At 63.6% G+C, this 12,199-nt stretch carries 11 protein-coding genes; 2 read left to right on the plus strand and 9 right to left on the minus strand.

The genetic code is table 11. The features are described from left to right. Positions 1–31: 31 nt before the first annotated feature. Genes QIW53_RS19465 through QIW53_RS19485 form a run of 5 tightly spaced genes read right to left on the minus strand, consistent with a single transcriptional unit; the run spans position 32 to position 6,223 of the window. Positions 32–1,771 carry an acetyl/propionyl/methylcrotonyl-CoA carboxylase subunit alpha gene (locus tag QIW53_RS19465; RefSeq protein ID WP_371051260.1) on the minus strand — a complete coding sequence of 580 codons (1,740 nt, stop codon included), beginning with the start codon at positions 1,769–1,771 and terminating at the stop codon, positions 32–34. Beyond that, entirely contained in the window at positions 1,768–3,387 is a 1,620-nt protein-coding gene (locus tag QIW53_RS19470) for a 5-oxoprolinase/urea amidolyase family protein (protein ID WP_371051261.1), read from the minus strand. The genes QIW53_RS19465 and QIW53_RS19470 overlap by 4 nt, the downstream gene beginning before the upstream one ends. Before the next feature lie 9 nt (positions 3,388–3,396). Further along, entirely contained in the window at positions 3,397–4,203 is an 807-nt protein-coding gene (locus QIW53_RS19475) for a putative hydro-lyase (protein ID WP_371051262.1), read from the minus strand. Continuing rightward, on the minus strand, positions 4,200–4,970 hold the full coding sequence (locus tag QIW53_RS19480; protein WP_371051263.1) for a LamB/YcsF family protein: 771 nt from the start codon (positions 4,968–4,970) through the stop codon (positions 4,200–4,202). The genes QIW53_RS19475 and QIW53_RS19480 overlap by 4 nt, the downstream gene beginning before the upstream one ends. Positions 4,971–4,990: 20 nt before the next feature. After that, complete coding sequence (locus QIW53_RS19485) at positions 4,991–6,223, minus strand: NRAMP family divalent metal transporter (RefSeq protein ID WP_371051264.1); 1,233 nt, start codon at positions 6,221–6,223, stop codon at positions 4,991–4,993. Between the two features lie 254 nt (positions 6,224–6,477). Between QIW53_RS19485 and QIW53_RS19490 the strand changes: the two genes are divergently transcribed. Continuing rightward, complete coding sequence (locus tag QIW53_RS19490; protein WP_371051265.1) at positions 6,478–7,143, plus strand: GntR family transcriptional regulator; 666 nt, start codon at positions 6,478–6,480, stop codon at positions 7,141–7,143. Positions 7,144–7,162: 19 nt separating this feature from the next. Here the strand turns inward: QIW53_RS19490 and QIW53_RS19495 are convergent, their stop codons facing one another. Together QIW53_RS19495 and QIW53_RS19500 are read right to left on the minus strand one after the other, a co-directional pair. After that, positions 7,163–7,429: a hypothetical protein gene (locus QIW53_RS19495; protein WP_371051266.1), complete on the minus strand. Its 267-nt coding sequence runs from the start codon at positions 7,427–7,429 to the stop codon at positions 7,163–7,165. Positions 7,430–7,505: 76 nt separating this feature from the next. Then, on the minus strand, positions 7,506–8,066 hold the full coding sequence (locus QIW53_RS19500; RefSeq protein WP_371051267.1) for a YbhB/YbcL family Raf kinase inhibitor-like protein: 561 nt from the start codon (positions 8,064–8,066) through the stop codon (positions 7,506–7,508). 139 nt (positions 8,067–8,205) lie between these two features. Between QIW53_RS19500 and QIW53_RS19505 the strand changes: the two genes are divergently transcribed. Next, the gene (locus QIW53_RS19505) at positions 8,206–9,732 is read left to right on the plus strand and encodes an FAD-dependent oxidoreductase (RefSeq protein ID WP_371051268.1); all 1,527 of its coding nucleotides are present in this window, start codon (positions 8,206–8,208) and stop codon (positions 9,730–9,732) included. 3 nt (positions 9,733–9,735) lie between these two features. Here QIW53_RS19505 and QIW53_RS19510 read toward each other — a convergent pair whose 3' ends face one another. Both QIW53_RS19510 and QIW53_RS19515 read right to left on the minus strand, forming a co-directional pair. Beyond that, positions 9,736–11,241, minus strand: coding sequence for a YdgA family protein (locus QIW53_RS19510; protein ID WP_371051269.1), 1,506 nt, complete (start codon positions 11,239–11,241; stop codon positions 9,736–9,738). A gap of 306 nt (positions 11,242–11,547) precedes the next feature. Then, positions 11,548–12,183 (minus strand): NADH:ubiquinone oxidoreductase subunit N, encoded by a 636-nt coding sequence (locus tag QIW53_RS19515; RefSeq protein WP_371051270.1) that lies wholly within the window; start codon positions 12,181–12,183, stop codon positions 11,548–11,550. Between the last annotated feature and the right edge of the window lie 16 nt (positions 12,184–12,199).

A 12,199-nucleotide genomic window follows, 5' to 3' on the forward strand; every position in this document is an offset into this window, starting at 1 on the left:
GCGTACTGCTTCGAATAGAAAAGCGTTTGAATCAATCAGCGGTCTTGATGCGGCCGATCAGGGCACCGGCTTCGAAGTAGCTGCCGGCCTGGCTGGTGATCTGCACGTGACCCTCGCACGGCGCGAGGATCGAGGTTTCCATCTTCATCGCTTCGACGACCGCGATCACCTGCCCGGCGCTGACCGACTCGCCGTCAGCGACTACCCAGGCGTGCAGGTTGCCCGCCACGGGCGTGAGCACCGCGTTCGGCTCCGTGACCTCGGCGGGCGCGGTGCTGGCCACAGTGGGTCCGGCACCATTGAGGCTGACGCCGCGCAACAGCGCTGCCGGCAGGCCCAGTGCATGACGCTTGCCGTCGATCTCGACGAAGGTGCGCAGCACCTCAGGGTCGGCCGACGTGGCGCTGCGCGGAGCGATAGTGATCTGCTCGGCGAAATCGGTTTCGATCCAGCGGGTGTGCACGCCGAAGCGGTCGGCAGCGGTGAAATCGTTGTGGTCCATGACCGCACGGTGGAACGGCAGCACCGAGGCGATGCCCTCGATCCTGAACTCGGCCAAGGCGCGGCGGGCACGGGCGATTGCTTGTTCACGTGTGGCGCCGCTGACGATCAGTTTCGCCATCATCGAGTCGAAGCTGCTCGGGATCTGCGAACCGCTGACCACACCACTGTCCAGGCGCACGCCGGGGCCCGAGGGTGGGGCGAATTCGGTGATCAGCCCGGGGGTCGGCAGGAAGCCCTTGCCGGCGTCTTCGGCATTGATGCGGAACTCGAAACTGTGGCCACGGGGCGTCGGCGTTTCGCTGAAAGACAACGGCAAACCGTCGGCGATGCGCAGTTGTTCGATCACCAGATCGATGCCGGTGGTTTCTTCGGTCACCGGGTGCTCGACCTGCAGGCGGGTGTTGACCTCAAGGAACGACAGGGTGCCATCCTGGCTGAGCAGGAATTCCACCGTGCCGGCGCCGACGTAACCGGCCTTGGCGCAAATGTCGTGGGCGGCCTGGTGGATGCGCTGGCGCTGGGCCTCATTGATGAACGGCGCGGGCGCCTCCTCCACCAGTTTCTGGTTACGACGTTGCAGCGAGCAGTCGCGCGTGCCGACCACCACCACCTTGCCGTGTCTGTCGGCGACGATCTGCGCCTCGATATGCCGAGGACGGTCCAGGAACTGCTCGACGAAACACTCGCCACGACCAAACGCCGCTTCAGCCTCGCGTACCGCCGAGGCGTAGAGTTCGCTGACCTCGTCCAGGCGCCAGGCGACTTTCATGCCGCGCCCACCCCCACCAAACGCGGCCTTGATGGCAATCGGCAGGCCATGCTGCTCGGCAAAGGCCAGCACCTCGGCGGCACTTTCCACCGGGCCAGGTGTGCCGGCCACCAGCGGCGCCCCCACTTGCTGGGCCAGTTTGCGCGCTTCGACCTTGTCGCCCAGCACGTCGATGGTTTCCGGGTTGGGCCCCACCCAAGTCAGCCCGGCATCGATCACCGCACGGGCGAAATCGGCGCGCTCGGACAGGAAGCCGTAACCGGGGTGCACGGCGTCGGCGCCGCTGCGCTGGGCGATGGCGATCAGCTTTGCGATGTCCAGGTAGGTCTCTGCCGGGCGTTGGCCATTGAGCGAGAAGGCTTCGTCGGCCTGACGTACATGCAAGGCGTCGATGTCGGCGTCGGCGTACACCGCCACGGACTGCACACCGTAATCGCGGCAGGCGCGGGCGATGCGGATGGCAATTTCACCACGGTTGGCGATCAGTAGTTTTTTCATGGGGTGTTCTTCGCATCGGCAGTTGAAAAAGAGGCTTGGGGGCTGGGTTCGATGTCCGCAAAGCCATCCAGGGGGTTGAAGCGAATCTGGGCATTGATCGGTATCTGTCCGGCCAGGTCCAGGTGGTGAGTGGCCACGGCGGCGATCACCGGGTAACCGCCGGTCAACGGGTGGTCCGCGAGGAACAGCACAGGCTGGCCGCTCGCGGGCACCTGGATGGCGCCGACGGAGGTGCCTTCGCTGGGCAACTCCTGGTGATTGCTGCGGCTCAAGGGTGTCTCACCGGCCAGGCGAATGCCGACCCGATTGGACTGCGAGGTGACGCGCCACAACTGGCTGCTCAGGCGCTCGATGGCGTCTTGGGTAAACCAGTCGCTGCGCGGCCCCATGACCACGTCCAGGGTGATGACGGTGTCGGCCGTCGGCAGTTCGAACGCCGGAGCCTCGCCCAGGGAGACGCTGGCGCCGCTTGAGCGGGGGGTGAAACCCAGGTGGTCGCCGACGGCGAGCGCGGGCGGGCCGACCTGGGCCAGGGTGTCGGTGGACAAACTGCCGAGCACCGGGGCCACGTCGAAACCGCCACGAATCGCCAGGTAGCTGCGCAGCCCCGCGACAGGGGAGCCGAGATTCACGCGATCACCTTCTTCCAGCTCGATGGGCTGATAGTTGCCCGGCTGCCATTGCAGGCCGCTGACACTGGTGACGGTGACCGGCGTGTGCGCACCCGTAATCGCGATCACGGCACGGCCATGGCAGACGAAACTCAGGCCCCCGAGCACGGACTCCACGCAGGCCATGTCCGAGGGGTTGCCGACGGCGCGGTTGGCGGCGCGCAGAGCGCCCAGGTCCAGCGCGCCGGAACGGGAGACGCCCTGGCCGGTCTGGCCGGGACGCCCCAGGTCCTGCAGGACGCTGTGCAAGCCGGGGCTGGTGATTTCAAGATAGGCACCGTCGGGTTCGGCGGCACGGGCGGGAGCGACGGGAACGGGCAAGCCGCTGGCCGGCAGCGGACCGGCGTCGGTAAATCGTACCTTGTAGCCGGGCCGTAACAGGGCCGGCTCGGCGCGATTCAGGTCCCACATCTGCAACGGCGTGACCCCGATGATCTGCCATCCACCCGGGCTCGCTTGCGGATACACGCCGCTGAAATCCCCCGCCAATGCCACCGCGCCCGCCGGTATGCGGGTGCGCGGGGTTTTGCGGCGCGGCACCTGGAAACCGGCGCCGCCCGTGAGGTAGGCAAAGCCCGGGGCAAAACCGCAAAAGGCCACGCTGTAGTCATGGGCGGTGTGGCGGCCGATCACTTCGTCGCGACTGATGCCCAGCAGGGTGGCCACTTCGTCGAGGTCTTCACCGTTGTAATGCACCGGGATTTCCACCCGGCGCTGCTCGCCCTCGCGGCGTCGGCTGAGGTCCTGGCCGGCGATACGGTTGACCAGCGCCTGACGGTCGATCGTGCTGGGGCGGAACTGGATCAGCAGCGTTCGCGCGGCGGGAATGATTTCCTCCACGCCGGCAATCGGATCCGCCGTGAGGGCGTCGAACAGGGCCAGGGTCTCGTCGAGGTCGTTCAGTTCGACGAGCAGAGCGTCCAGGTTGACCGGAAGAAAGCGCACGGGAAACTCCTAGACGTGGTAGGTGCTGTCAGGCACATCGGTGATGAACATATGACCAGGGGCGTGGGTGATCGCGAAGGGTACGCCCGACGCGGCGACAGCCGCCTGGGGCGTGACACCGCAGGCCCAGAACACCGGCACTTCGCCCGGTTCGATGCGCACTGCGTCACCGAAGTCAGGACGGCTCAGGTCCGAAATGCCCAGCAGCGCAGGCTCGCCGATGTGCACCGGGGCTCCGTGCACGGAGGGATAACGACCGGTGATGCCACTGGCCTCGGCCACGCGACTGGCCGGGATCGGACGCATGGACACCACCATTTCACCCTGCAAACGCCCCGCCGGACGGCAGGCCCGGTTGGTGCGGTACATCGGCACGTTGGTGTTATCGGCGATGTGCCGCACTTCGATGCCCGCTTCCTGCAAGGCCGTTTCGAAGGTGAAGCTGCAACCGATCAGGAACGCCACCATATCGTCGTGCTCGGCCCAGGCCTGGCGGGCGTCGCTGACTTCCTCCACCAACTTGCCGTCGCGCCAGATGCGGTACAGCGGGAAGTCGGTGCGCAAGTCGGCGCCTTCGGCCAGGACCGTTCGCGCACTGCCCGCATCGCTGACGTCGAGGATCGGGCAGGCTTTTGGATTGCGCTGGGCGTACAACAGAAAGTCGTAGGCCCAATCGCGCGGCAGGGCGATCAGGTTGGCCTGGGTCATGCCCGGGGCGATGCCCGCCGTGGGCGCAACCAGACCGCCACGGTAGGTTTCGCGTGCTTCACGCGCGGCAGCGATGGCCGCCTGGCGGGCGCGGTCGAGGGCATTCATGGACGATCTCCGGCAAAAGGCAGCAAGGACAGGTTGGCTTGCTCCAGCACCCGGCGCAGTTCGCGGGCCATTTCCACAGCGGCCGGGCTGTCGCCATGGACGCAGATAGAGTCGGCTTCGATTCGGGTCAGGGTGCCGTCGATGGCTTCGACGGTACCGTCCTGGACCAGGCGCAGCATGCGTTGGGCCACCAGCGTCGGGTCGTGGAGCACGGCACCCGGTTCGCGCCGCGACACCAGGTTGCCTTGGGGCGTGTAGGCACGGTCGGCGAAGGCTTCAGCGATGCACGGCAGGCCCTCGTTGCGGGCCAGTTCGATCAACGGCGAGCCGGCCAGGGCCACGAGCGTCAGCTTGGGATCGATGGCGCGGATCGCCTCGATCACCGCCAGTCCCTGCCGGCGGTCGTGGGCGATGGTGTTGTACAAGGCGCCATGGGGCTTCACATAACGCACCGATGTGCCGGCCGCCTTGGCCAGGCCCTGCAGTGCACCAATCTGGTAGATCACGTCGGCGGTCAGCTCGTCACTGGTCACGTCCATGTTGCGGCGGCCAAAACCGACTTTGTCCGGGTAAGCGACATGGGCGCCGATGGTGACGTTCTTCGCCACGGCGGCTTTGAGCGTGCGCAGGATGCCGGCCGGATCGCCGGCGTGGAAACCACAGGCGACGTTCGCGCTGGTCACGACATCCAGCATCGCCACATCGTCGCCCATGCTCCAGGCGCCGAAGCTTTCACCCAGGTCGCTGTTGAGGTCAATTGAACGCATTTCGACTATCTCCGGTTAGATCAGGCTGCGCCGATGAAGGCGAAGATGGCGCCGGCCGATTTGTAGGCCATGTACCACGACAGCAGGCAGGTCATGATGCCCAGCACCAGCAACCAGCGCGGGTAATGGTAGCCGTCCATGAGATCGGAACGGCGCCAGCCCACGTACATGAAAATGGTCAGGCCCAGCGGCAGGATAAGCCCGTTGAAGCCGCCCGCGAAGACCAGCAGCGCGGCGGGTGGCTTGCCCAGCAGCAGGTAAACGACCACCGAGATGAAAATGAAGACCACGGTGGCGAGGTGACGCGTGCGCTCGGTAATCCGCTTGGAGAAGACGGTGATGAAGGACATCGACGTGTAGGAAGCACCGATCACGCTGCTGATACCGGCAGCCCACAGCACCAGGCCGAACATCATCAGGCCGATGTCGCCAGCGGCGGCACCAAACGCCTGGGCGGCCGGGTTGGCGCCCTTGCCGGACACATCGATGACGACGCCACTGGCGACCACCCCGAGAATGGCCAGGAACAGAATGAAACGCGCGATACCCGTGACCAGGATGCCACTCAACGCCGCCCTGGACACCGCCTCGATGTTCTCCACACCCACGGTGCCGCGATCGAGCAGACGGTGGGCACCGGCGTAGGTGATGTAGCCCCCGACCGTACCGCCAACGATGGTGGTGATCGCGGCAAAGTCGACGAAGTCAGGCCACACCGATTGACGCAGGGCCTCGCCCAGCGGCGGATGGGTCGCGAATGCTGCGAACAGGATCAGGCACACCTTGAGAATGCCCAGCACCATCATGATGCGGTCCATGGCAATACCCGCCCGATGGGACGAGAAGATCGCGATGGCGAGCAGCGCGCTTAGCGCTCCACCCCATTTCGGATCGAGGCCGGTCAGCGCATTGAGGCCCAGGCCGGCACCGGCAATGTTGCCCAGCATGAACACCAGGCCACCGACGAGGACCAGCAGGGTCAGCACATAACCACTGCCCGGGATCGCCACGTTGGCCAGGTCCGCTGCGCGCATTCTGGTCAGCGAGACGATGCGCCAGACGTTCAGTTGAACGACGAAGTCGATCAGGATCGACGCCAGGATGCCGAAGGCAAAGGCGGCGCCCAGGGTCGCGGTGAACGTCGCCGTCTGGGTCAGGAAGCCCGGCCCGATGGCCGAGGTCGCCATCATGAAGACGGCGGCAACCAGAGAGGCGCGTCGTGCTTTTGTAAACTCTAGAGTGGCCTGTGTCACGACATCATTCCTACAGGTGGGAGATATCCTCACTGAGCAATGCGCGTGCCAAGAGTCAACGATCTCGCTGAAAGTGTAGGTTTATAGCTGATTTATTGTTGAACAATCCATATGAAATGTTTGATGGATATGCACCGTATTGTTACCTCAAAACTCAAGGGTGCTACTTTATGAAGCAGGCGCAACGCATCGAGCTTGTGTCGTGCCCTGGGCTCTGATGGAATATCGGCGCTGTTTCCTTTCCTGGACACCTTATGAACAATGCCTCTCCCGCCCTTCCCCGCACACTGGGAGAAACCATCACCCAGGAAATTCGCCGAATGCTGGTCGAGGGCGAACTCGTGCCCGGTCAGCGTCTGTCTGAAGCAGCGCTGGCCGAAAGCCTGGATATTTCACGCAACACCCTGCGTGAAGCGTTCAGGGTCCTGACCCGTGAAGGGTTGCTCAAGCACGAACCGAACCGTGGGGTCACGGTCGCAGAACCCGACATGTCGTCGATCATCGACATCTACCGGGTGCGCCGCTTCGTCGAGTGCAAGGCCATCGCCCAGGGTTACCCGCAGCACCCGGGCACCCTGCATATGCGCGAGGCGGTGGAATCAGCGGTCAGCGCGCGCGAGGCGCAGGATTGGGTAGCGGTCGGCACGGCGAACATGATGTTCCACCAGGCCATCGTCGAACTGGCGGACAGCCCGCGCCTGCTGGCGTTCTATGCACAGATCTCGGCCGAGCTGCGGTTGGCCTTCGGCCTGCTCAACGATCCGAAATTCTTGCATTCATCGTATGTGGACATGAACGCTTCGATTCTTCGCTGCGTCGAGGACAGTCAGCCGGAAGAAGCGACCCGCTTGCTCGACGCCTACCTGGTGCAATCGGAGCGCACCGTGCTGGCGGCCTACGAACGCAGGATCCGGCGCTAGCAGGGATAGCGCTGCGCGCTCATTCAGTCGTCCAGTCGAACTCGTCGTACTCATCATCCTCGTCGTCCTCGAACGAAGCCTCATCGAGGACGTCCTCCTGCGCCGGCTCTCCGGCCTGCTTTGCCAGAAGAAATTCCTTACGACTTTCGGTAATGGCTCGCCGCAGTTCCTCGCCCTTTTCCGGGCAGTTGAGCATTTGCGCGATGCGATCGATTTTTTTTGCCACGGCATCCTCCAACGCATCGGCTATGAAGCGATAGTGCGCGTTTTCGCGGGACGATGCCAAATGGCGAGCCCTTTACGGCGTGCTTTTCTCCAACCCCGGGCGCAGCACCGCCCGGGTTGAACCCGCTGAAAAAACGTCAGCGGTGATAGCGTCGCACCACGCTGCTGTTTCTCAGCACATGGCCTTTGATCTTCTCCAGCAGTTGCGCACGGGTCAGGCCCGCCGGCAGCGCGTCGGGGGCGATGTCCAGGGCGTAGAGCTGGACGATGTAGTGATGAGAGCTGTCGCCCACGGGCGGGCAGGGCCCGATGTAGCCGACGGTGCCTTTGCTGTTGGTGCCCGCCGCACCTTCAAAGGTGGATTTGGTGCCCGCGCCGGGCGGGATCTGCCGGGTGCTGGCCTTGATGCCGTAGTGAACCCAGTGATCGACACCCTGGCCTTTCTGGCCGTCCGGGTCGTGCATGACGATGGCGTAGCTCAGGGTGCCCGAGGGGCCGGCGTTCCAGCTCAGGGCCGGCGACTGGTTCTTGCCACCGCAGCCGCTGGCATCGCTGGCGGCCACCGAAGTGAACAACCGGTTGTCGGTCACGCCGGGCATGCTGACGGTGAAGCGTTCGGCGGCCTGAGCCGGAAACTGCACGCAAAGGGTAACGGCTAACGCTGCCAGCCAAGGGTTCAGAGAGGTCAATCGAGTCATACCGGAGCACCTTGTGCGGGTGGGGCCGTGGTCGGCGTGCAAACTATAGCCGGACCGCTCGTGCGGTGGCAGCCGGATTTGGCTGAACCTCGCAATAAAGCCCGGACTCTCAAGTGAAACGCCTGCCGGGAGAACCATCATGGCACTGCATCGCGTTGCCCGTTTCGCTGACATACCCGAGCACCGGGGCCTGGAAGTGAACGCTGGTGATACCAAGGTCGTCCTGCTGCGGGTGGGTGACCAACTGCGCGCCTACCAGGGCGAATGCCCCCATGCCGGCGCGCCGCTGGCCGAGGGCGCATTGTGTCACGGTCGGTTGATTTGCCCCTGGCACAAGGCCGCGTATCGGATCGAGGACGGTGCCTTGTGCGAACCGCCGTCGCTGGACAGTCTCAAGCGCTACCCTCTGGAAATGCGCGGAGACGAGGTCTGGGTCGATGACACGCCGTTGCCCGATCCGCACACCCCGCCGGCCGACGATCACCGCACTTTCTTGATTATCGGTGCCGGTGCGGCGGGCACGGCGGCGGCAGCGGCGTTGCGGGAAAAAGGCTTCGGCGGCCGCGTGGTGTTGATCGACCGCGAAGCGCAGGCCGGCTACGACCGCACCGTCCTGAGCAAATTCGTGATCGCCGGCCAAATGCCCCCCGAGGAAATACCCGCTCTGCGCGAAGACAGTTTTTATCGCGAGCAACGTATCGAGCGCTTGAATGGGCACGTCGCGAGCCTGGATGCGCAGCACCGCAGCGTGCGCCTGACGGATGGCCAGACCCTGACCTACGACGCCGCGTTAATCGCCACGGGCGGCACCCCCAAACCACTCGACCTGCCCGGCGCCGAACTGCCGCAGGTGTTTGTGTTGCGTTCCAAAGACCAAGCACGGGCGATTCTGGACGCCACCCGACCCGGCCAGCGGGCGGTGATCATCGGCGACAGTTTCATTGCCCTGGAATCCGCTGCGGCCCTGCGCGAACACGGGCTCGACGTGACCGTACTGGCCCGCCATGCAGTGCCCTTCGCCAAACAGTTCGGCGAAACCGTTGGCAAGGCGATCCTTGCGCGCCATGTCGCCCACGGTGTGGTGTTCCATACCGACAGTGAAGCCGCGCAGATCGAGGGCAACGACAGGGTTGAGGCGATAACGCTGAAAAACGGCCAGCGTCTGCCAGCGGACCTGGTATTGGTCGGTATCGGCGTCAGCCCCGCAACCGAGCCGTTTGCCGGACTGCCCATGGAACAGGACCTGTCACTGCGAGTCGACAGCGGCATGCAAGTGAGCGAAGGGCTGTGGGCGGTGGGCGACATCGCCACCTTTCCCCTCAACGGCCAGCTGCAACGAATCGAGCACTGGCGCCTGGCGCAACAACAGGCACGGATTGCCGCAGCCAACATGCTGGGGGGCGACGAGCATTATCTGGACGTGCCGTACTTCTGGACCTTCCATTTCGGCAAGAACTACGACTACCTCGGACACGCCGACGCCTGGGACGAGGTCGACTTCAAAGGCGATCCTTACCATCCGCCGTTCATTGGCCTGTTCGGCATGAACGGCATGGTGGTCGCCGCCATCGCCTGCGAAGAAGAGCGGGCGATGGCGATGCTGGCCGAACGGATGAAACAGCCGCTGTCGATCGAAGAGGCCTGGCGACTGATCCGTGACGTCTAGCCGTTACTCGGTAACCTGAACGCCACCCAGCTTGCTCATGACGAAGCCGACAAACTGCTCGACCGTCATCTTCTGGCCGTTGAATTCAACTTCATTGTTGGCGTAGTGCAGCTTGCTGACGATGTTGGTGCCGTCCAGGGTGGCGAACTGCGTGCCCACCGCCATGGCGCCGAACATGTCGGCGGTGGCCTTGGCCTGGTCGACGATGAGCTTGGCGTCGGTCTGCCCATCGAGCTGTCCCTGGACGCTGAACACATCGACCAGCATCGGTTTGGACACCTGGATATTGAGGTCCAGCAAGGCGATCAACTGCTTGATCAACTGGTCCGGCGGCAGGTCCATGGACTTCGGTTTGGTCAGGTCGAGCACCAGGTTGGCGCGGCTTTCGCCGTTGGCGGTGGTGAAAGCGAATTTCTCCAGCGCCACCTGCGGGCCGGCCGCCAGCAGTTTTTCCAGGTCGGCCTTGACCTGGGTTTCTTCGGCGGGCGTCAGCACCAGTTCGGGCGCGGGCTCACCGGCGGCAGCCGCCTCGGCAGCGGCTTTTTCGTAGGGTTGCAGCTTGGTCTGATACACCTGCATCAACGACATGGTGGCCGGGATGTCGAGGTTCTTCAGGCTCATGGCCAATTGCGCGGCGCCCACTTTCTTGCCGTTCAGCGACACTTCGCCGACCTTGTAGTCGGCACGCCCGGAAGCGTTGGTGCCCGACTCTTCGGTCTGGTTCTTCATTTCAAATTTCTTCAGGCCCAACACCGACTGCTGCGCGCCGAAGGTAGTCTGGCTGTCGGTCAGCTCCAGCGTGTTCTCGCCGACGTAAAAACCGTAAGTGCTTTTCACCAGGTTGCTGGCCACAGTCAGGCCGCTCAGCACAATCTTGACCGGGGCCTGGGTTTCGTCGACGGTAGTCAGCGTGAAGTTGTCCATGTAGCCATTGGCTTTGACTTTCTGCGCCTGGGCGCTGGCCGAGACCTCGAGGTTCAGGCCGGAAAATTTCAGGTTGGATTTGTCGTCCAGTGCAACGTCCAGCGGCAGCAGCTCGAAGTTGCCATTGGTGGCGTTGTCATAACCGATGTTGACCACGCCGGTGAGTGGCGACTTGTCCTTGGCGGCGGCGAACCACTTTTCGGTGGTTGGGGTCTTTTCCAGCGCATAGTGACTGGTGGCCATGACCGGCAGCCATTTCAGCGAGACCAGCCGGGAAAAGGGCAACGGACCGTGCTCGATATTGTCGACGAACAGCAACTCGACCGGCGCTTCGCCGAACACCTCACCCTCGCCTTTGAGGCGGTAGTGCGCGGTGCTGCTGAACAGGTGACGCTCCAGCGACACCAGCTCCAGGGTCGCCGTGCCGTTGGAGCCGACCAGTGCGGCTTTGAGTTCCTTGTTGGCATCGGCGATCGAGGTGTTCAGGACGCCCTCGATTCGGGTGCCCGTGTACCAGGCACCGCCCGCGCTGATGACGCCAATGGCCACAACAATTCCAAGAAACACGCCTGCAGATTTATTCATGAATGACCCGTCGATATCCGTTGCTTGAGGTGTGGTCGTCTTCCCTGAACCCATGACGGGTTATGGCTCGACACCGGAGAAAGTGCCATGCAGGTTAGCATCAGGCGCGCCGGGTGGCCCAATGATTAAAGGTTAAAGAGTGTCTTTTGGGATTGGGTTTGGCCCGGGATTTTCGGCGATCTCGAGATCGCTATCGCGGGCAAGCCCGCTCCCACAGAGTTCCCTGGTGTCTGGAAATCCATGAACACCACAGAACCCTGTGGGAGCGGGCTTGCTCGCGAAGGGGCCGGCCCAGGCAACCGTAAATCAGGAATACTGGACTTCCATATCATCGAGCTGGTGATCGAAACTCTTCAGCCGTGCCGTCCACGTATACACCAGCACTTCAAAATCCCGGTTGATCACCGCCCCGCCCATGACATCCGCGCGCGGGTCGCAGAAGTCCAGTTGGTAACGTTCGCGGGCCATGGCCGAGGCGACGTCGGAGAGCTCGCGGGCATTGTTCAGCCAGTGCCGGCCGTCCTCGCCCACTTGCTGGTCGAGTGCGAGGCATTGTTTCTTCAGGGTTTCGAGGCTTTTTTCCAGAGGGGTGCCGGTGAGTTCGCCCATGACTTCCTGAAACGTGCGCCCCGGTTGCCAGTAGCTGCCCCAGAAATACCGGTCGAACACCGTTTCAACCCGACGCAGGGCGACCTTGGTGTCCCAGATCAGCACCAGGGTCTTGCCTTGTTCGAGTTGTCGTTTCTTGATGCGCTGGCTCTGGAGCGAAGACCAGGCCACGACCACGATGGCCATGACGGCGATCAGCGCGGCTGCGCTGTCGAGGAACACCATGGCCTTGTCGAGTTGATGCGCCAGCATGACGCCGTAGAAATAGGTCGCCGACAGCAGCAGCAAGGCCGCAATGGCACACCAGAAGCCGGGAGCATAAGGGTTTTTCATTATTAGAGTCCCCATG

The sequence above is a fragment of the Pseudomonas fluorescens genome (assembly GCF_041354075.1).
Lineage (GTDB): Bacteria > Pseudomonadota > Gammaproteobacteria > Pseudomonadales > Pseudomonadaceae > Aquipseudomonas > Aquipseudomonas fluorescens_CE.

What these genes read in the sequence shown, in the direction of transcription:
- QIW53_RS19465 (WP_371051260.1), bottom strand. Translation starts at nt 1,771, where the DNA reads ATGAAAAAACTACTGATCGCCAACCGTGGTGAAATTGCCATCCGCATC.
- QIW53_RS19475 (WP_371051262.1), bottom strand. Translation starts at nt 4,203, where the DNA reads ATGAATGCCCTCGACCGCGCCCGCCAGGCGGCCATCGCTGCCGCGCGT.
- QIW53_RS19480 (WP_371051263.1), bottom strand. Translation starts at nt 4,970, where the DNA reads ATGCGTTCAATTGACCTCAACAGCGACCTGGGTGAAAGCTTCGGCGCC.
- QIW53_RS19490 (WP_371051265.1), top strand. Translation starts at nt 6,478, where the DNA reads ATGAACAATGCCTCTCCCGCCCTTCCCCGCACACTGGGAGAAACCATC.
- QIW53_RS19500 (WP_371051267.1), bottom strand. Translation starts at nt 8,066, where the DNA reads ATGACTCGATTGACCTCTCTGAACCCTTGGCTGGCAGCGTTAGCCGTT.
- QIW53_RS19505 (WP_371051268.1), top strand. Translation starts at nt 8,206, where the DNA reads ATGGCACTGCATCGCGTTGCCCGTTTCGCTGACATACCCGAGCACCGG.
- QIW53_RS19510 (WP_371051269.1), bottom strand. Translation starts at nt 11,241, where the DNA reads ATGAATAAATCTGCAGGCGTGTTTCTTGGAATTGTTGTGGCCATTGGC.
- QIW53_RS19515 (WP_371051270.1), bottom strand. Translation starts at nt 12,183, where the DNA reads ATGAAAAACCCTTATGCTCCCGGCTTCTGGTGTGCCATTGCGGCCTTG.